The sequence below is a fragment of the Pseudomonas sp. AA-38 genome (genome assembly GCF_029457475.1).
Lineage (GTDB): Bacteria > Pseudomonadota > Gammaproteobacteria > Pseudomonadales > Pseudomonadaceae > Aquipseudomonas.
Genome location: NZ_CP120359.1, coordinates 4,658,837 through 4,676,245, shown reverse-complemented (window position 1 = coordinate 4,676,245; position 17,409 = coordinate 4,658,837). Strand labels below are relative to the sequence as shown.

General features: G+C 63.5%; 15 protein-coding genes. 8 read left to right on the top strand and 7 right to left on the bottom strand.

Annotated elements, in window-relative coordinates:
- Positions 1 to 5 precede the first annotated feature (5 nt).
- Complete coding sequence (locus tag PVE35_RS21540; RefSeq protein WP_277372933.1) at positions 6 to 1,130, bottom strand: class I SAM-dependent methyltransferase; 1,125 nt, start codon at positions 1,128 to 1,130, stop codon at positions 6 to 8.
- Between the two features lie 69 nt (positions 1,131 to 1,199).
- Here PVE35_RS21540 and PVE35_RS21535 point away from each other — a divergent pair, with 69 nt between their 5' ends.
- Positions 1,200 to 1,976 carry a ferredoxin--NADP reductase gene (locus PVE35_RS21535; protein WP_277372932.1) on the top strand — a complete coding sequence of 259 codons (777 nt, stop codon included), beginning with the start codon at positions 1,200 to 1,202 and terminating at the stop codon, positions 1,974 to 1,976.
- Here the strand turns inward: PVE35_RS21535 and PVE35_RS21530 are convergent, their stop codons facing one another.
- Together PVE35_RS21530 and mscL are read right to left on the bottom strand one after the other, a co-directional pair.
- Entirely contained in the window at positions 1,977 to 3,002 is a 1,026-nt protein-coding gene (locus PVE35_RS21530) for a hemolysin family protein (protein ID WP_277372931.1), read from the bottom strand. It abuts the gene before it with no gap.
- A 128-nt stretch (positions 3,003 to 3,130) separates the two neighbouring features.
- On the bottom strand, positions 3,131 to 3,544 hold the full coding sequence (gene mscL / locus PVE35_RS21525; protein WP_268179119.1) for a large-conductance mechanosensitive channel protein MscL: 414 nt from the start codon (positions 3,542 to 3,544) through the stop codon (positions 3,131 to 3,133).
- A 144-nt stretch (positions 3,545 to 3,688) separates the two neighbouring features.
- On the opposite strand from mscL, the gene PVE35_RS21520 reads away from it, so the two are divergent.
- Positions 3,689 to 3,931, top strand: coding sequence for a YdcH family protein (locus PVE35_RS21520; protein WP_268179118.1), 243 nt, complete (start codon positions 3,689 to 3,691; stop codon positions 3,929 to 3,931).
- Between the two features lie 73 nt (positions 3,932 to 4,004).
- Positions 4,005 to 4,283, top strand: coding sequence for a DUF465 domain-containing protein (locus tag PVE35_RS21515; protein WP_277372930.1), 279 nt, complete (start codon positions 4,005 to 4,007; stop codon positions 4,281 to 4,283).
- 33 nt (positions 4,284 to 4,316) lie between these two features.
- On the opposite strand, the gene PVE35_RS21510 is transcribed toward PVE35_RS21515, so the two are convergent.
- Positions 4,317 to 4,811, bottom strand: a complete 495-nt coding sequence (locus PVE35_RS21510; protein ID WP_268179116.1) for a GNAT family N-acetyltransferase — start codon at positions 4,809 to 4,811, stop codon at positions 4,317 to 4,319.
- A gap of 91 nt (positions 4,812 to 4,902) precedes the next feature.
- Here PVE35_RS21510 and radA point away from each other — a divergent pair, with 91 nt between their 5' ends.
- From radA to yjiA, 3 genes are all read left to right on the top strand, one after another.
- Positions 4,903 to 6,261: a DNA repair protein RadA gene (gene radA, locus PVE35_RS21505; protein WP_277372929.1), complete on the top strand. Its 1,359-nt coding sequence runs from the start codon at positions 4,903 to 4,905 to the stop codon at positions 6,259 to 6,261.
- A 200-nt stretch (positions 6,262 to 6,461) separates the two neighbouring features.
- Positions 6,462 to 6,611, top strand: a complete 150-nt coding sequence (locus tag PVE35_RS21500; RefSeq protein ID WP_268179114.1) for a hypothetical protein — start codon at positions 6,462 to 6,464, stop codon at positions 6,609 to 6,611.
- 1,013 nt (positions 6,612 to 7,624) lie between these two features.
- Positions 7,625 to 8,605 (top strand): GTPase, encoded by a 981-nt coding sequence (gene yjiA, locus PVE35_RS21495; protein WP_277372928.1) that lies wholly within the window; start codon positions 7,625 to 7,627, stop codon positions 8,603 to 8,605.
- Between the two features lie 11 nt (positions 8,606 to 8,616).
- Here yjiA and PVE35_RS21490 read toward each other — a convergent pair whose 3' ends face one another.
- Positions 8,617 to 8,988 carry a PilZ domain-containing protein gene (locus PVE35_RS21490; protein WP_268179112.1) on the bottom strand — a complete coding sequence of 124 codons (372 nt, stop codon included), beginning with the start codon at positions 8,986 to 8,988 and terminating at the stop codon, positions 8,617 to 8,619.
- A gap of 166 nt (positions 8,989 to 9,154) precedes the next feature.
- Here PVE35_RS21490 and PVE35_RS21485 point away from each other — a divergent pair, with 166 nt between their 5' ends.
- Positions 9,155 to 9,661 carry a DUF3015 domain-containing protein gene (locus tag PVE35_RS21485; protein ID WP_277372927.1) on the top strand — a complete coding sequence of 169 codons (507 nt, stop codon included), beginning with the start codon at positions 9,155 to 9,157 and terminating at the stop codon, positions 9,659 to 9,661.
- A 62-nt stretch (positions 9,662 to 9,723) separates the two neighbouring features.
- Here the strand turns inward: PVE35_RS21485 and glyA are convergent, their stop codons facing one another.
- Positions 9,724 to 10,977, bottom strand: coding sequence for a serine hydroxymethyltransferase (gene glyA, locus PVE35_RS21480; protein WP_268179110.1), 1,254 nt, complete (start codon positions 10,975 to 10,977; stop codon positions 9,724 to 9,726).
- A 184-nt stretch (positions 10,978 to 11,161) separates the two neighbouring features.
- Positions 11,162 to 15,274, bottom strand: coding sequence for an EAL domain-containing protein (locus PVE35_RS21475; RefSeq protein WP_268184388.1), 4,113 nt, complete (start codon positions 15,272 to 15,274; stop codon positions 11,162 to 11,164).
- Positions 15,275 to 15,660: 386 nt separating this feature from the next.
- Here PVE35_RS21475 and ettA point away from each other — a divergent pair, with 386 nt between their 5' ends.
- Positions 15,661 to 17,328, top strand: coding sequence for an energy-dependent translational throttle protein EttA (gene ettA, locus PVE35_RS21470; protein ID WP_268179109.1), 1,668 nt, complete (start codon positions 15,661 to 15,663; stop codon positions 17,326 to 17,328).
- The last annotated feature ends 81 nt before the right edge of the window (positions 17,329 to 17,409 follow it).

Here is a 17,409-nt window from a genome sequence, read left to right as displayed (position 1 = left end):
CCCGTCTACTTGCTCGCCTTGAGCACCACGAATTTGGGTGTGGCCGCCACCTGCTCGACGCCGCGGAACAGACGTTTGAGCTTGGCGTGATAGCCCAGGTGGCGGTTGCCGACTATCCACAGCTCGCCGCCTGTGACCAGCGCCGCGCGGGCTTGCTGGAACATGCGCCAGGCGAGGAAGTCGCCGACCACCTGCTGCTGGTGGAAGGGCGGATTGCACAGCACCAGCTCCAACGAGTCGGCGGGTTGTTCGGCCAGGCCATCGCCGGCGCGGATCGTCACCGGGCGCTGGCCCAGGGCCGCCTGCCAGTTCTCCCGCGCCGACTGCACGGCCATGTACGACTCGTCCACCAGAGTCAACTGTGCCTGCGGGCTGCCCAGGGCATAGGCGATGCCGAGCACGCCGTTGCCGCAACCGAGGTCGGCGACGTGGCGCGTATCGAGATGACGCGGCAGATGCGGCAGGAAGGCCCGGGTGCCGATATCCAGACCGTCGCGGCAGAACACATTGGCATGGTTGACCAGCTCCAGTGCCGGTTTGTCCAGGCGATAGCGGGTCGGGTAGGGCGAGCGGGGCGCGGCCTTGTCTTCTGGCGTGGCGCTGAGCAGGCGGGCTTTCTTCAGCGCCAGCGAGGCCTGTACCGGGCCGATGTACTTTTCCAGCAAGTCGCCGGCGGCGCGCGGCAGGTGCTTGACCATGGCCCCGGCCATGACCCGTGCGCCGGGCGCCAGTTGGCTGTGCATGCGGATCAGTTGTTCCTCCAGCAGTGCCAGGGTCTTGGGCACGCGGATCAGTACCCAGTCGAACGGCCCCCGCGGTGTTTCGTTGCTCGGCAGGAAGGTCAGCGCGTCGCCACTCAAGCCATTGCGGGCGAGGTTCTTGTGCAGGGCGAGAAAGCCCAGGTGCGAGTCGCCGCTGCTGGTCACCCGGCAGTGCCCGGCCAGCGAGCAGGCGAGGGCGCCGAAGCTGTCATTGAGCAGCAGTACCCGGCTGTCTGGCTCGATGCCTTGCTCGTGCAAATGATTGAGCAGGTATTCATCCGCAGCGTCGAAGGCTTGCAGAGGTTCATTGGCCTGGTGCGGCTGGCGCTCCAGCTCGAGGCTGGCGAAGGGGGTCGTGAAAATAGGCATGGAAACCGTCGGTGTTTGCCGGTCGCACAATGCGCGACACTGACAGCAGATTCGGACAAGGGGGCAATTATGACCGTCAGCGACGACAAGTTCACCCGTCAGACCTTGCTGGAAGTACACGGCCTGACCCCGAGCCTGTTCACCCTGCGCACCACCCGGGATCCGGGTTTCCGTTTTCGCGCCGGGCAGTTCGTCCGCCTCGGCGTGGAGAAGGCCGATGGCAGCCTGGTCTGGCGCCCTTATTCGCTGGTGTCGGCGCCGCACGACGAGTTTCTCGAATTCTTCTCCATCGTGGTGCCGGGTGGCGAGTTCACCAGCGAGCTGAGCCGCCTGCGGGCCGGCGACAGCCTGTTGGTGGAGAAACTGGTCACCGGCTACCTGACCCTGAACCGCTTCGTCGATGGTCGTGATCTCTGGCTGCTGGGCAGCGGCACCGGCATCGCGCCGTTCCTGTCGATCCTGCAGGACTTCGAGGTGTGGCAGCGCTTCGAGCGCATCGTATTGGTGTACAGCGCGCGAACCGCCGCCGAGCTGGCCTATCAGCCATTGATTCGTGGCTTGGTCGAGCTTGAGCACTTGGCCGAGTTCGCGCACAAGCTCACCTATCTGCCGGTGGTCACCCGCGAGCAGGCGCCGGAGTGCCTGAATGCGCGCATCACCGAACTGCTCGACAGCGGCGAGCTGGAGCGCGTCGCTGGGCTCGAGCTGACGCCCGAGCATTCGCGGGTGATGATCTGCGGCAATCCGCAGATGATCGACGACCTGCGCCAGCGCCTGAAGGCTCGCGGGCTGAACCTGAGCCTGACGCGGCGGCCGGGCCAGGTGGCGGTGGAGAACTACTGGTGATCAGTCCTCGCGGATAGCCTTGATCCGATGCTCCCAGCGGCGCTTGGCGAAGCGGCGCATGTTGGGGATATCGTCGGTCTCGTCGAGGATCGGCTTGCCGATGATGGTTTCCATGATGTCTTCCAGGGTCACCAGGCCGCGCCAGCTACCGAACTCGTCGTACACCAGGCACATGTGCTGACGCTCCTGCATCAGCAGGGTCATCAGGTTCTCCACGTTCATGCTTTCCGGTACCACCTTGAGCGGTTTCATGATGTGGGTGATGGGCTCGGCATCGTTCTCGGCAGCCAGGGCGTCGTAGCGAAACACCACGCCCAGCGGCGATTCGTCTTCGCCTATCACCGGGTAGCGGGAGAACTGGCTTTCGCGGGCACGGGCCTTGAACGCGGCGATGGACTCGTCCGGCGCCGCCGATTCGCAGACGATGCGCGGCGTCATGATGTCGCGCAGACGAATTTCGTGCAGGTCGAGGATGTTGCTGATCACTCGATGCTCATCTTCGTCGAGCTTACCCACCTCGCGGCCGAGCAGGGTCAGCGCCTTGATCTCCTGGCGAATGTCGTGCTCCGGCTCCTTGCCGCCGAACAGGCGCATGATCAGGTCCGAAAGTACGATGAACGGCTTGAGCACCAGGATCATCGCCCGCAGCAGGCTCGGCAGCCAGGGCGCCAGGGCGCGCCAGTAGCGGGCACCGATGGTCTTCGGCAGGATCTCCGACAGCACCAGGATCAGCAGGGTCATGACTGCGGAGGCGATACCCAGGTAACCATCGCCGAAGACGATTGCCACCTGCGCGCCGACACCGGTGGCACCGACGGTATGCGCCACGGTATTGAGGGTCAGGATGGCCGCCAGTGGCTGGTCGATCTTGTCCTTGAGTGCCTTGAGGCGCTCGTAGAGACGAGGCCTATCGACCTTCTGCTGGGCGATGTAGCTGGGGGTGAGGGAAAGCAGGGCGGCTTCGAGAATGGAGCAGAGGAACGAAACCAGGATGGAGAGGACAGCGAACGCTATCAGGAGTGTCATGTAAGGGGGTAAGTGGCCAAGGGCTGGTCAATCTACCGAAAAACGCGCAGAAAAAGACCCGTCAAGCTGCAACAAATCGTGTCATGGCTGGCGAAGCTCGGGCACCTGCTCCGCCAGCCGCGTACCCTTCAGCCCTTGTCTTGCTGCGCCTTGAGCAGATCACGGATCTCGCTGAGCAACTGTTGATCCTTGGTCGGCGCAGGCGGTGCAGCCGGGGCGGCTTCTTCCTCGCGCTTGAGGCGGTTCAGGCCCTTGATGCCCATGAAGATGGCGAAGGCGACGATGGTGAAGTCGACCACGGTCTGGATGAACTTGCCGTAGGCCAGCACCACGGCGGGGGTGTCGCCCTCGGCGGCCTTGAGCACGATGGCCAGGTCGGAGAAATCGACACCGCCGATCAGCAGGCCCAGTGGTGGCATCACCACGTCGCCGACGAAGGACGAGACGATCTTGCCGAAGGCGGCGCCGATGATGATCCCCACGGCCATGTCGACCACGTTGCCCTTGACCGCGAAGGCCTTGAATTCACTGATGATGCTCATGCGTGCTCCCTGGGTTGGTGTTCGCCCTGATTATGGCTGTTGTTTCGACGTCCGTCAGGCGGCGCCGTTCATTTGCCCTGCTGGCAGCGGCAGGTCCCATGGCATCGGCTAGGCTGAAGGGGATCACTGCATTCGGAGGTTTCCATGGCGCTCGAACATCACTCATTGTCCCGTGAGTTCCCCCAGCAGAGCGAGATGCTGCGCTGGTTGTTGCAGAACGACGGTCATTTCGCCCGGCTGGCTAGCGAGTACGAGGCACTGGATAAGCGCATCTACGAGATCGAGGACGGCCGTGCTGCGGTCGATGATCTGGTGCTGCAAGGGCTCAAGCTGCAGCGCGTGGCGCTCAAGGACGAAATCGCCCAGTTGCTGGCCAAGGCGAGCTGAGCTTGATCGGCGTCAACAGGGCCGGGCAGGGCCGCGGCTAAGCTGGTGGCACCCTTTCTACAGGAGCCTGGCCATGCATATCGAACATCACCCGCTGGTTCATGATTTCCCCGAGCTGCGCGAAACCTTGCACCGGCTGCGCCAGGAGGATAGCCAGTTCGCCCGTCAGGCCGACGAGTATGAAGCGCTGGACAAGCGCATCTGCCGCGTCGAGGACGGCATCGAGCCGCTCGACGACCTATCGTTGCAGGCGCTCAAGCTCAATCGCGTAGCGCTCAAGGACGATCTGGCGCGGCAGCTCAAACGGGCCAATGGTCAATGCTGCGGCTGTGGCAATGGTTGCAAGGGCTGAGCGCCAGACTCGCTTAGTGCGCGGCGCCCGGCATCAATGCACGGGCGGGTTTACCAGGTAGCTGAGCAACCCCTGTGCCTCATCCTCCGTCCAGATTGCCCGGGGTGGCCTGGGTAATTCGCTGAACAGTTGCTGCCAGAAGGCCAGGGCCATTTCGTCCTGGCGGTAGAAGCGCAGCAGCCAGGGGCTGCCATCGCCCATCACGCTCTGTACCACGGCGCGGCCAATGCCCAGGCGGCGGTAGCGCTTGAGCACGAACAGATCGGCGAACTCCGGCGCATCGATGCCCGGCAGTTCGCTGCGCTCGATCAGCACGAAGCCGGCAATGAAACCGTCGGCCAGGATCAGGCTGGCGCTCCAGCCGGGCTCCTGCCAGTAGCGCAGCAGATGTTCCTCGTGGATGTAGAAGCGGCCGTCCGCCTCGACATCCTCCTCTTCCCAGTCCGAGCTGTCATAGCTATAGAACTGGTACAGGTTGCGGATCAGGGGCGCCTGTTCGGCGCGGGTCGGCAGCAGTTCGATCTGCATGGCAGTCCTTGGTCAAGGTCGTGGTCTGTAAATTTATCCAGTTGTTCGGTATCGTTCCAGCCTTCGCTCAGCAGGCAGGACGACTTCCGCAATGGCCAAGGCAAAACGCATGTACGGCTGCACCGAGTGCGGCGCCACCTTCCCCAAATGGGCGGGGCAGTGTGGCGAGTGTGGAACCTGGAACACCCTGGTGGAAACCTTGGTCGAGGGCGCCGCGCCCAGCGGGCGTACCGGCTGGGCGGGGGACAAAGCCAACATCAAGACCCTGGCCGAGGTCAGTGTCGAGGAAATTCCGCGTTTTTCCACCGCCTCCAGCGAGCTGGATCGGGTGCTCGGCGGCGGTCTGGTGGATGGCTCGGTGGTGCTGATCGGTGGCGATCCCGGCATCGGTAAGTCGACCATTCTGCTGCAGACCCTGTGCAACGTCGCCCAACGCTTGCCGGCGCTGTACGTCACCGGCGAAGAATCGCAGCAGCAGGTGGCCATGCGCGCACGGCGGCTGGATCTGCCGCAGGACAAGCTCAAGGTGATGACCGAGACCTGCATCGAGTCGATCATCGCCACCGCGCGCCAGGAAAAGCCCAAGGTCATGGTGATCGACTCGATCCAGACCATCTTCACCGAACAACTGCAATCGGCCCCTGGCGGCGTGGCCCAGGTGCGCGAGAGTGCGGCGCTGCTGGTGCGCTTCGCCAAGCAGAGTGGCACGGCGATCTTCCTCGTCGGCCACGTCACCAAGGAAGGTGCGCTGGCCGGGCCGCGCGTGCTGGAGCACATGGTCGACACCGTGCTGTATTTCGAGGGTGAGTCCGACGGCCGCCTGCGCCTGCTGCGAGCGGTGAAGAACCGTTTCGGCGCGGTCAACGAACTGGGTGTGTTCGGCATGACCGACAAGGGCCTCAAGGAAGTCTCCAACCCTTCGGCGATCTTCCTCACGCGCGCCCAGGAGGCAGTGCCCGGCAGCGTGGTGATGGCCACCTGGGAGGGCTCGCGACCGATGCTGGTGGAGGTGCAGGCGCTGGTCGATACCAGTCACCTGGGCAACCCCCGGCGGGTCACCCTGGGTCTGGATCAGAACCGCCTGGCCATGCTTTTGGCCGTGCTGCACCGCCATGGTGGCATCCCCACCTATGACCAGGACGTATTCCTCAACGTGGTCGGTGGGGTCAAGGTGCTGGAGACGGCCTCCGACCTGGCGCTGATGGCGGCGGTGATCTCCAGCCTGCGCAACCGCCCCTTGCAGCACGATCTGCTGGTGTTCGGCGAGATCGGCCTGTCTGGCGAGATCCGTCCGGTGCCCAGTGGCCAGGAGCGCCTCAAGGAGGCGGCCAAGCACGGTTTCAAGCGCGCCATCGTGCCCAAGGGCAATGCCCCCAAGGAAGCCCCGCCCGGCCTGCAGATCATCGCCGTGACGCGCCTGGAACAGGCGCTGGATGCCTTGTTCGAGTGATGTGGCTCGGCTGCAAGCCGGGGGCTTTTGTGGCGCAGTCCTTCCCGGATTTCATCCGGGCTACGTTTCTGCCTGTTAGCCGCGATTCAGGTATGCGGCGTTCTGTCGCGAACCGGCTCTGGTGAAAATTGACCGGGATCAATGAGTAGCAAGCTATCGACGCGCAGCATGAAGGCGTATCCAAACGAGGAGACACCATCATGTTCCTGTTCTTCGACTTCTTCTCTCGTGCCTTCAACTTCGACGCCCAGGCCGTGCAGCCACGCGATGACGCGCAACGTGAGCGGCAGCGTATCGCGGCGCGCCGGCAGCGTCGCCAGGCCGCCGAGGCAGCCTGCCGCGCTCACTGAGGTAGGCTTGCAAGCAGCGGGGTAGGGTGGCATCCCCAGGGTTCGGACGGACGCTGTCTGAACCCGCAATCCTTGTGGCTTCCTTCACGGTGGTCAGCCCGTGGGTCAAGGTGTCGGTGTAAAGTCGGTCTTGATACCGGATTGGCAAGTTTGTGTGTTGGGTGGTGGCTTGCTTGGTGTTTTGGACGCCGCTTTGGGTGTCTTCAGATATTCCGGGTTTCGCCCCCTCGGGCGACTCACTTTTCTTTGAACTGCGCAAAGAAAAGTAAGCAAAAGAAACGCACCCCCGCCATCCGGCCCCGGCTGCGCCGGGGTTCGTTCGCTCCATCGTCGCTCCTAGGGTCGGCGTACATGGGCCATCCCTGGCCCATTACGCCTCTCGCGGCATCCATGCCGCTCGCCCCTCTGCGCAACGATTCCACTCACCCTCCTGAAGGGGGACTTTCGCGCGCCTGAGCGAACCGGCATTTCAGGGTATGCGCAGTGTGTTCTGGTAGCTATGAAGTAGCGATGTGGCTACCGAGTTAAACCAATACTTTCATTCGCGTAGTTTCATCTCGCCGGCTTTCAGCCGGCATCCCGGTCAGCCCTACGGCTGACCTCATGTTCAAGCACTGCGCACTACTTCTGGGTTACCGCAGGTTCAGGCGTGTGCAGAGCCCGCCCAGGAGGGTGAGCGGAATCGTCGTGGAAGAGGTTGAGCGACATGGATGTCGCGAGAGCCACGATGGGCCATGGATGGCCCACCGTGGCGGGCCTCTGGAGCGGCGATGGAGCGAACGAACCCTGGCGCAGCCAGGGCCGGATGATCGGGCGGAGGGTTTTGGTTACTTTTGCCCGTCAAAAGTGACTCGCCCGGGAGGGCGAAACCAAAGACATCAACAAAAACGCGGCAATGCGGAACAGGCACAAAAACAACCAACACCGTATTGCCAATCCGGTATCAACCAAGCATTCCCCTCCCTAAAATGCGCGTCACCTTCAATCTTGACGCCCCCGCGAGGATTCACCGCATGTCACCTGCCGCCATTCCCGTCACCGTGCTCACTGGCTTTCTCGGGGCCGGCAAGACCACTCTGCTGCGCCATATGCTCAAGGCCGAGCATGGGCTGCGCCTGGCGGTGATCGAGAATGAATTCAGCACCGCGCCCATCGATGGGCAGTTGCTCGGTGACGACCCGGTGAAGCTGGTCACCCTGGCCAACGGCTGCCTGTGCTGCTCGATCCTTGGCGAACTGGAGAAGGCCTTGTTGCTGCTGCTGGAGAAGCTCGACAAGGGTGAGCTGGCCTTCGAGCGCCTGGTGATCGAGTGCACCGGCCTGGCCGACCCCGCGCCCGTGGCGCAGACCTTCTTGTCCACACCGGAGCTGAGTGAACGCTATCGGCTCGATGGCATCGTCACCCTGGTCGATGCCGTCAACGCCGAGCGCCACCTGAGCGAAACCATCGCCCAGGCACAGGTCGGCTTTGCCGATCTCATCCTGCTGAGCAAGACCGATCTGGCCGTTGCTGGCAGCGTCGAGGCGCTGCGGGCGCGTTTGCAACGGATCAACCGGCGTGCGTCGATCCAGGCGGTCGAGCATGGCCGCATCGAGCTCGCTACCTTGCTCGACCTGCGTGGCTTCGACTTCGAGCCCAGGCCGACGCGCGGCTTGATGCTGCGGCCGCTGGCGCCTGTGGCGAACAAGCCGGATCGTATCCAGACCCTGGTGCTGGAAAGCGCCGAAGCCATCGATGCGCAGCGCCTCAGCGCCTTCATCGAAGGCTTGCTGGGGCGCTTCGGCAATGCGCTGCTGCGCTACAAGGGGGTGCTGGCTGTGGCGGGAGAGCCGCAACGCCTGGTGTTCCAGGGCGTGCTGCGCTTGTACAGCTTCGACTGGGGCAGCGAATGGGGCGTGGACGAGCCACGCGAAAGCGTGCTGGTGTTCATCGGGGACGACTTGCCGGAGCAGGAGATTCGCCAGGGCTTCGCCGAACTGACCCAGCCTGGCTGAACCGAGCCGCTTCAGGCCTTGCTGCCAAGTGCCGCCAGTTCGCGCTCCAGCAGCTCTTCGTCTCCAAGGTTGAGTTCTACCAGGCGGCGCAGGTGGCTGATCGACTCCAGGTCGATATGGTGGCAGACGAAACCGAGAAAACCGGGTTGGGTGCGGGTCAGCGCGACCTGCATCTTCACCGGCGTGCCGTCGCTCAGTTGCAGCGATGCCTCGAAGCCCTGCTCCGGATCGCCGTCCCAGCCTGCGGGTTCTTCCACCAGCAGGCCTTTCAGCGACAGGTCGTGCAGCACCACCTCCCAACGCCGATCGCCCTGCGCGAGGACAGTGGGGGCGTCGAAAGCGATGCGCTGGAAGCGCCGACGCTCGTTGGCTGTATCGCTCATGCTGGAACTCCGATTCAGATTTCTCACAACTATAGTCAAGGCTGCCGAACACGTTGTGAATTCGTGCACAAGGCCGCGAGTAGTTCTTTCAATTGTTTGACAGTTGGGCAAGTCTCGCCAAAGCTGTTGGTGCGGTTTTTATTACTCGATATTGCGGAGCGACAATATGGACAAGCGACTTCTGAGCAAGGGTTTGATCTTTGGTGTGCTGAGCATGGCCAGCGTCGGTGCCTTCGCCGATGCGGCAGGGGGCAATGGCTGCGGTTGGGGCAACATGTTGTTCGAGGGCCAGCGTGGCATGGCTCCGCACTTCCTGGCCACCACCACCAATGGCACCTCGGGTAATGCCACCTTCGGCATGACCTCCGGCACCAACGGCTGCGATACCAGCGGCGCGCTGGGCTACAACGGCCGCTCCATGCTGGCGATGAACGGCATGCTCGACTCCATCGCCGAAGACATGGCCATGGGCCAGGGCGAGGCGCTGGATGCCTATGCCACCCTGCTGGGTGTGGAGGCCAAGGATCGCGCGCATTTCGCCAAGGTGACTCATGACAACTTCGGCACCATCTTCAGCCAGGCCGACGCCACCAGCGAGCAGGTGCTGGCCGCCACCCTGGATGTGATGAGCCGCGACGCGCAACTGGCGCGCTATGTGAAACAACCGGCCTGAGGCAAATCCCAGGCAAAAAGAAGCCCGCCAATTTGGCGGGCTTCTTTCGTTTAGATGCAGCCTCAGTTGCCGTAGACCGGGAACTTCGCGCACAGCGCCTTGACCTGCTCACGCACGCGGCCTTCGACTTCGTCGTTGCCGATGTTGGCCAGCACTTCGCAGATCCAGCCAGCGAGCTGGCGGCACTCGTCTTCCTTGAAGCCGCGAGTGGTCACGGCCGGGGTGCCGATGCGTAGGCCGGAGGTGACGAACGGCGAGCGCGGGTCGTTCGGTACGCTGTTCTTGTTCACGGTGATGAAGGCGCGGCCGAGGGCAGCGTCGGCGTCCTTGCCGGTGATGTCCTGCTTGATCAGCGAGAGCAGGAACAGGTGGTTCTGGGTGCCGCCGGACACCACCTCAAAGCCGTTGTCGATGAACACCTGGGCCATGCTCTGGGCGTTCTTGATCACCTGGGCCTGGTAGGCCTTGAACTCCGGCTGCAGGGCTTCCTTGAAGCACACGGCCTTGGCGGCGATGACGTGCTCCAGCGGGCCACCCTGGCCACCCGGGAATACTGCGGAGTTGAACTTCTTCTCCAGCTCTTCGTTCTTGCGCGCCAGGATCAGGCCGCCGCGCGGGCCGCGCAGGGTCTTGTGGGTGGTGGTGGTAACCACGTCGGCGAACGGCACCGGGTTCGGGTACAGGCCGGCGGCGACCAGGCCTGCCACATGCGCCATGTCGACGAACAGATAGGCGCCAACCTTGTCGGCGATAGCGCGGAAACGCGGGAAATCCAGCACCTGCGAGTAGGCGCTGAAGCCGGCGATGATCATTTTCGGCTTGTGTTCCACGGCCAGGCGCTCGACTTCGTCGTAATCGATCAGGCCCTGGTCGTTGATGCCGTACTGCACGGCGTTGTAGATCTTGCCGGAGAAGCTGACGCTGGCGCCGTGGGTCAGGTGGCCGCCGTGGGCCAGACTCATGCCCAGCACGGTGTCGCCGGCGTTGAGCAGGGCCATGTACACGGCGCTGTTGGCCTGGCTGCCGGAGTGCGGCTGGACGTTGGCGTAGTCGGCGCCGAACAGCTCCTTGGCGCGGTCGATGGCGAGTTGCTCGACCACGTCGACGTACTCGCAACCACCATAGTAACGCTTGCCCGGATAGCCTTCGGCGTACTTGTTGGTCAGTACGCTGCCCTGGGCTTCCATCACCGCCGGGCTGGTGTAGTTTTCCGAGGCGATCAGCTCGATGTGCTCTTCCTGGCGCTGAGCTTCTTGCTCCATCGCGGCAAAGAGTTCGGCGTCAAAACGAGCGAGGGTCAAATCACGGCTGAACATGGCGGTCCCCTGAAAATCAGCTAGGCGAATGAGAGAGGGGGCGGATTCTACCGCAAGGGTCGCAAAAAGGCATATGAAGGTCGGTCATGAGACGGACGAAAGCGGCTCAAGAGCAGCTTAAAAGCAGCTACAAGCCTCAAGCTGCAAACTTCAAGTAAAAGCCCAGGGCGAAACGCCTGCAGCCTTAGTCCAGCATGAACAGCGTCCTGCCGCTGAGCTGCTCGCCGAGCTCGGCGGCCGCTGTCGGCCGTCCCAGCAGGAAGCCCTGCACCTCGTCGCAGCCGTGTTCGCGGAGGAAGTCCAGTTGCGCCTGGCTCTCCACGCCTTCGGCAATCACCATCATGTTCAGGCTGTGGGCCATGGCGATAATGGCACGGGCAATCTGGGCGTCCTGTTCGCCATCGGGCAGACCGTCGACGAAGCTGCGGTCGATCTTCAGCACATCGATGGGGAACTGCTTGAGGTAGTTCAGTGACGAGTAGCCGGTGCCGAAGTCGTCCACCGCGATGCACAGGCCCAGGCGCTTGAGGTCATTGAGGGTCTGCATGGCGCTGGCCACGTCGCGCATCAGGATGCTCTCGGTCAGTTCCACTTCCAGGCACGCGGGTGGAATGCCGATGGCGTCGATGATGGCGGCGATGCGGTTGGCCAGATCGCCTTCGGCGAACTGACGCGCGGAGAGGTTGACCGAGACCTTGGGGATGCGAATCTTCTCTTCGTGCCAGCGCTTGAGCTGGCGACAGGCCTCCTCCAGCACCCACTCGCCGACCTGCACCACCAGGCCGAGTTCTTCCAGCACGGGAATGAACTGGTCGGGCGGCACCAGGCCTCGGGTCGGGTGATCCCAACGCAGCAGGGATTCGACGCCGGTGAGGCGCTGGCCATCGCCGGAGAACTGCGGTTGGTAGTGCAGCACGAACTGGCCCTGCTCCTGGGCATGGCGCAGGTCGCTTTCCAGTTCCAGGCGTTCCAGCGCGCTGGCGTTCATTTCCGCCTGGTAGAACTGGAAGTTGTTCTTGCCACGTTCCTTGGCGTGGTACATGGCGGTGTCGGCGTTCTTCATCAGTTGGCTCAGCTCGTCGCCATCCTGGGGAGCGAGGGCGATGCCGATGCTGGCGGTGACGAAGAACTCGCGACCTTCGAGCACGAAGGGGCGCGCCAGGCTGGAGAGAATCTGTTCGGCGACGTGGATGGCGCGCGTCAGCGCCCCTTCGCGGCTGTTCTGTGGCTGCAGCAGCAGGGTGAACTCGTCACCCCCCATGCGCGCCACGGTGTCGTCGCCGTTGACGCAGGCCGACAGGCGTACGGCCACGTCCTTGAGCATGCGGTCGCCAGCGGCATGGCCGAGGGAGTCGTTGATCGGCTTGAAGCGGTCGAGGTCGAGGAACATCAGCACCACCCAATCGTCATTGCGCTCGGCGTGCTGCAGGGCGCTGTGCAGGCGATCCTGGAACAGGGTGCGGTTGGGCAGGTGGGTCAGGGCGTCGTAGTAGGCCAGGCGGTGGATGCGTTGCTCGCTGGCCTTGCGCTCGCTGATGTCGCTGAAGAAGCACACGTAGCTGACCAGATCGCCTTCTTCATCCTGCACGGCGGTGATGCCGACCCAGGCCGGGAAGTTCTCGCCGACGCGGCGCTTGAGCCACACCTCGCCCTCCCAGCTACCGCGCTGGTTGAGCTGGCCGAGGATGTACTGCACGTGGGAAGCCTGCTGACGGTCGGCGGTGAGCATGCTCGGTAGCTGATCCAGCACCTGGCCGGCGGAGTAGCCACTGATGCGGCTGAAGGCCTTGTTGACCTGCACGATGTAGCCTGCCGGATCAGTGACCAGGATCGCCGCACTGGAGTGCTCGAACACGGTGGCGGCCATGCGCAGATCCTTTTCCGCGCGGCGTTGCTGGCTGATGTCCCGGCCCACGCCGAGCAGCCCCTCGAAGCGGCCATTCTCGTCCCACATCAGCACCACGCGCAGTTCCACGGGGATCTTGTGGTCGTCGGCGCGCAGGCAGTCGAAGACGAAGAGCTGATCGGGCAGTTCCTCGCGCAGGCGGTCGAGGCGTGAGCGTTCGTCCAGCGCATCGCGGATGCGTTCCAGCAGCAGGTTCAGGCCCTTGAGCTGCTGCGGGTTGGCCGCCAGGCGCTGCAGGCCGTGGCTCATCATCCAGTTCACCGTGTAGCCCAGCACCGGTTCCACCGAGGGGCTGACGTAGTTGAGCTTGAGGCTGCTGTCGGTGGAGAAGATCACGTCGCTGATGCTTTCGGCCAGCAGGCGATAGCGCTGTTCGCTGTCACGCAGCGACTGGTTCTGTTCGATCTGTTCGGTGATGTCCTTGGCCACGCCGATCAGGCGGCTGACCCGGCCATGCTCGTCGCGCGCCAGGGCCTGTTCGCGAATGCTGAACCAGCGCCATTGGCCATTGCGGTGACGCCAGCGCAGCACGGATTCGAGCAACATGCCGTCGCCCACCACCTTCTGCAGGTTGCGGATGCGCCAGTAATAGTCGCTGTCGTCGGGGTGCAGCACCTCCACCCAGAAGTCATCGTCCATGGCCTTGAGTTCATCGCTGCTGTAGCCCAGCTTGAGTCCCAGGCTGTGGTTGCTGAACAGCACGCGTTTGTTCTGCAGGTCATGCACGTAGAGCAGGTCGGGCACCGAACGCACCACCTCGGACCAGAAACGCTCGCGTTCGATCAGCGACAACTCGATGCGCTTGCGGCTGGTGATGTCGCTGATGCTCAGGGTTACCGCCTGGTAGTCCTGGATCATCTCGGGTAGGCGCAGCACCAGCCAGACGTGACGCTTGAGGCCCTGGCGGGTGACGAGCTGGGTTTCCAGCTCAACCAGATTGGGGCCTTCGGCTATGGCCACGGCCAGCCTGAAAGGCAGGTCATCGGCGCCCATCGCGGCGCTCTCGAAGAGCTGCTGCCACGCCTGCTCGGTGGTGTTGGCGCCCAGCAGGTTGAGTGCCACCTGGTTGGCTTCGGTGATGTGCAGGTTCTGCAGCAGTTGCGCGTGATGCTCCGGGTTGGCGGCCAGCCAGCGTTGCAAGCCGGCGCTGTCGCGTATGCGCTGTTGCAGGAGGAAGCTGCGCAGCTCCGACAGGTCGAGTACGCACAGGGCGACCCCGGTGCCCTCGAAGATATCCTGATAGCGCCGCCGGGTTTCCTGCAGCACGCGCATGGCCTGCTGTTCATCGGTGACGTCACGCAGCACCCAGACGAAGCCGCCCAGCCGGGAGCCGTCGCTGATGTCGTTGCGGGTCACGGCGAACAGACGCACGCGGCCGGGGGTTTCCAGGCGCACCAGTTCGGCGGCCATGTTGCAGGCCTGTTGCGAGCCGATCAGCAGCAGGGGGGCGAGATCGGGCAGCAGATCCAGCAGATGGGTAGTGCCGGCGGCCTTGTTGTCCAGGTCGAAGACCTGTTCGGCCTTGGGGTTGAGATAGTTCAACGTGCCATCGGTCTGGGTCACCAGGATGCACTCTTCGACCGCTGCCAGCGCGCTGGCAGCCTGGCGTAGCGAGCGCCGTGACTCGGCATTGAGGCGCTGCAGGCTGCGCCGCTCACGCTGCAGGCCATGCAGGGCGATCAGCGTCAGCAGGGCCAGCAGGCCGAACAGCAGGAGCTTGCCGGCGAGGATCGGCATGAGCTGGCGGCTGATCTGCGCGGAATCGAACAGGGTGCGCAGTTGCCAGTCGCTGCCCTCCAGGGGAAAGAACTGCAGGCTGCTGGCATGTTCCTGAGCGGTTACCTGAGACAGCAGCGGCGGGGCCGCTGCGAAGGTCTTGGCGCGGGCCAGTACGCGCCGGCTGGCGATATCTTCCAGCAGCCAGTCGTTATCGCTCTGGCCGGTTTCGCCGAGCCATTGGCTCACCGCGCTGCTGCTCAGGCACAGCACGCTGATGCTAGCGTCTGGCTGGCGTAGCAGCAGGTAGAGCATCTGGCTGTCGTAGGGGTTGAGGCTGTAATGGTAAGGCGCCTTGCCGCTGCGTAGTTGCAGGCTGCGGATGAACGGCAGGTCGCTGCGCGCTGGCGCCTCGGTATCGAGTTGCTGACCTTCGGCATCGAGCTGAACCACGGCGCTCAGCGAAGGGAACAGGCTATGCAGAGCGTTGAGCTGTCCTGCACTGAGCGGTTGCGCATCACCTTGCACAATGGCCTGGGCCGAACGAGCCTTGAGGCGCATGTTCTGGTTCAGGTGGAGGGCGAGTTGGCTGGCGTAGTGCTGACTCAGACGGCGCTGGTTGTCCAGAAGCTGTTGATGCTCCTGCAGTAGCTGCCAGGCGAGCAGACCGAGCATGGCCAGCACCAGCACGATCAGGGCTCGTCGCAATGGCTCGCGACGTCTGGGTTGCGCTTCTCCCGGCGACGATGAAGGCGGTGTGGGGGGCATCGACACGTCTGGTGGACCTGCTACTGACAACGACTGAGCGGTAAGGAGAGAACGCGGGCAGCGTGCAAGCGGGCTAGCATGCCTATAAATGTGGCGAAGTGCCAGTGCGAGGCCGAGCATGGGTTTGCCCTGCCCGGCACATTCCGGTAGCTTTGCGACGCACACGGGCTGCATCGGCCCGTGCATCATCCGCGCGATACCCAGGTGGCGTTCGCCGCCTCAGGCTGCTGAAATTTCTGCACATTGTAGCCTTCGCGCAGCGTTTTCACTCTTTTTATTCAAGTCAGGTTCTCATGGCTCAGTACGTCTATAGCATGCATCGGGTCAGCAAGGTCGTCCCGCCGAAGCGTGAAATTCTCAAGGACATTTCTTTGTCGTTCTTCCCGGGCGCCAAGATCGGCGTACTGGGGCTCAACGGTGCCGGTAAGTCCACGCTGCTGCGCATCATGGCCGGCGTCGACACCGAGATCGACGGCGAAGCCCGGCCGATGCCCGGTATCAAGGTCGGCTACCTGCCGCAGGAGCCGCAGCTCGATCCGGCCAAGACGGTGCGTGATATCGTCGAAGAGGCGGTAGGCGAGATCAAGCAGGCCCAGGCACGCCTCGACGAGGTATACGCCGCCTACGCCGAGCCGGACGCCGATTTCGATGCGCTGGCCGCCGAGCAGGCCAAGCTCGAAGCCATCCTGCAGGCTTCCGACGGCCATAACCTGGAGCGCCAGTTGGAAGTCGCCGCCGACGCCCTGCGCCTGCCACCATGGGACGCCAAGATCGAACACCTGTCCGGTGGCGAGAAGCGCCGCGTGGCGCTGTGCCGCCTGCTGTTGTCGGCGCCCGACATGCTCCTGCTGGACGAACCGACCAACCACCTGGACGCCGACTCGGTGGCCTGGCTGGAGCGCTTCCTGCACGACTTCCCAGGCACAGTGGTAGCGATTACTCACGACCGTTACTTCCTCGACAACGTTGCCGGCTGGATCCTCGAACTCGACCGCGGCCATGGCATTCCCTACGAGGGCAACTACTCCGGCTGGCTGGAATCGAAGGCCAACCGCCTGGCCCAGGAAGCCAAGGCCGAGGCCTCGCACGCCAAGGCCATGAAAGCTGAACTGGAATGGGTACGTCAGGGTGCCAAGGCGCGTCAGTCGAAATCCAAGGCGCGTCTGCAACGCTTCGAGGAAATGCAGTCGCAGGAATTCCAGAAGCGCAGCGAGACCAACGAGATCTACATTCCGGCCGGCCCGCGCCTGGGTGACAAGGTCATCGACTTCCACAACGTGTCGAAGTCCTTCGGCGACCGCGTGCTGATCGACAACCTGTCCTTCAGCATCCCCAAAGGTGCCATCGTCGGCGTGATCGGCGGCAACGGTGCAGGCAAGTCCACACTGCTGCGCATGATCACCGGCAAGGAACAACCGGATTCCGGCACCATCGAGATTGGCGAAACCGTGCAGATCGCCAGCGTCGACCAGAGCCGTGACCAGCTCGAAGGCAACAAGACCGTGTGGGAGCAGATTTCCGACGGTTTCGACATGATCAAGGTGGGCAACTACGAGGTGCCGTCGCGCGGTTATGTCGGTCGCTTCAACTTCAAGGGCGCTGATCAGCAGAAGTTCGTCAAGGATCTCTCCGGCGGTGAGCGCGGTCGTCTGCACATGGCGCTGACCCTCAAGCAGGGCGGCAACGTGCTGCTGCTCGACGAACCGTCCAACGACCTCGACGTGGAAACCCTGCGCGCGCTGGAAGAGGCGCTGCTGGACTTCCCCGGCGCCGCCATCGTGATCTCCCACGATCGCTGGTTCCTCGACCGTATCGCCACCCACATCCTCTCCTACGAGGACGATGGCAAGGTCAGTTTCTTCGAGGGCAACTACAGCGAGTTCGAGGCCGACCGCAAGAAACGCCTGGGCGACGCCGCCGCGCAGCCGCACCGCGTGCGTTACAAGAAGCTGGCGCAGTAAGCGTCGGTCATAAAAAACGGAGCCTTCGGGCTCCGTTTTTCGTTGTGGAGGGTGCTCAATCTCGTAGGGTGCGCTGTGCGT

Excerpts from the sequence above, each read along its gene's own strand:
- PVE35_RS21540 (WP_277372933.1), bottom strand. The coding sequence starts at position 1,130 with ATGCCTATTTTCACGACCCCCTTCGCCAGCCTCGAGCTGGAGCGCCAG.
- PVE35_RS21535 (WP_277372932.1), top strand. The coding sequence starts at position 1,200 with ATGACCGTCAGCGACGACAAGTTCACCCGTCAGACCTTGCTGGAAGTA.
- PVE35_RS21530 (WP_277372931.1), bottom strand. The coding sequence starts at position 3,002 with ATGACACTCCTGATAGCGTTCGCTGTCCTCTCCATCCTGGTTTCGTTC.
- mscL (WP_268179119.1), bottom strand. The coding sequence starts at position 3,544 with ATGAGCATCATCAGTGAATTCAAGGCCTTCGCGGTCAAGGGCAACGTG.
- PVE35_RS21520 (WP_268179118.1), top strand. The coding sequence starts at position 3,689 with ATGGCGCTCGAACATCACTCATTGTCCCGTGAGTTCCCCCAGCAGAGC.
- PVE35_RS21515 (WP_277372930.1), top strand. The coding sequence starts at position 4,005 with ATGCATATCGAACATCACCCGCTGGTTCATGATTTCCCCGAGCTGCGC.
- PVE35_RS21510 (WP_268179116.1), bottom strand. The coding sequence starts at position 4,811 with ATGCAGATCGAACTGCTGCCGACCCGCGCCGAACAGGCGCCCCTGATC.
- radA (WP_277372929.1), top strand. The coding sequence starts at position 4,903 with ATGGCCAAGGCAAAACGCATGTACGGCTGCACCGAGTGCGGCGCCACC.
- PVE35_RS21500 (WP_268179114.1), top strand. The coding sequence starts at position 6,462 with ATGTTCCTGTTCTTCGACTTCTTCTCTCGTGCCTTCAACTTCGACGCC.
- yjiA (WP_277372928.1), top strand. The coding sequence starts at position 7,625 with ATGTCACCTGCCGCCATTCCCGTCACCGTGCTCACTGGCTTTCTCGGG.
- PVE35_RS21490 (WP_268179112.1), bottom strand. The coding sequence starts at position 8,988 with ATGAGCGATACAGCCAACGAGCGTCGGCGCTTCCAGCGCATCGCTTTC.
- PVE35_RS21485 (WP_277372927.1), top strand. The coding sequence starts at position 9,155 with ATGGACAAGCGACTTCTGAGCAAGGGTTTGATCTTTGGTGTGCTGAGC.
- glyA (WP_268179110.1), bottom strand. The coding sequence starts at position 10,977 with ATGTTCAGCCGTGATTTGACCCTCGCTCGTTTTGACGCCGAACTCTTT.
- PVE35_RS21475 (WP_268184388.1), bottom strand. The coding sequence starts at position 15,274 with ATGCTCGGTCTGCTCGCCTGGCAGCTACTGCAGGAGCATCAACAGCTT.
- ettA (WP_268179109.1), top strand. The coding sequence starts at position 15,661 with ATGGCTCAGTACGTCTATAGCATGCATCGGGTCAGCAAGGTCGTCCCG.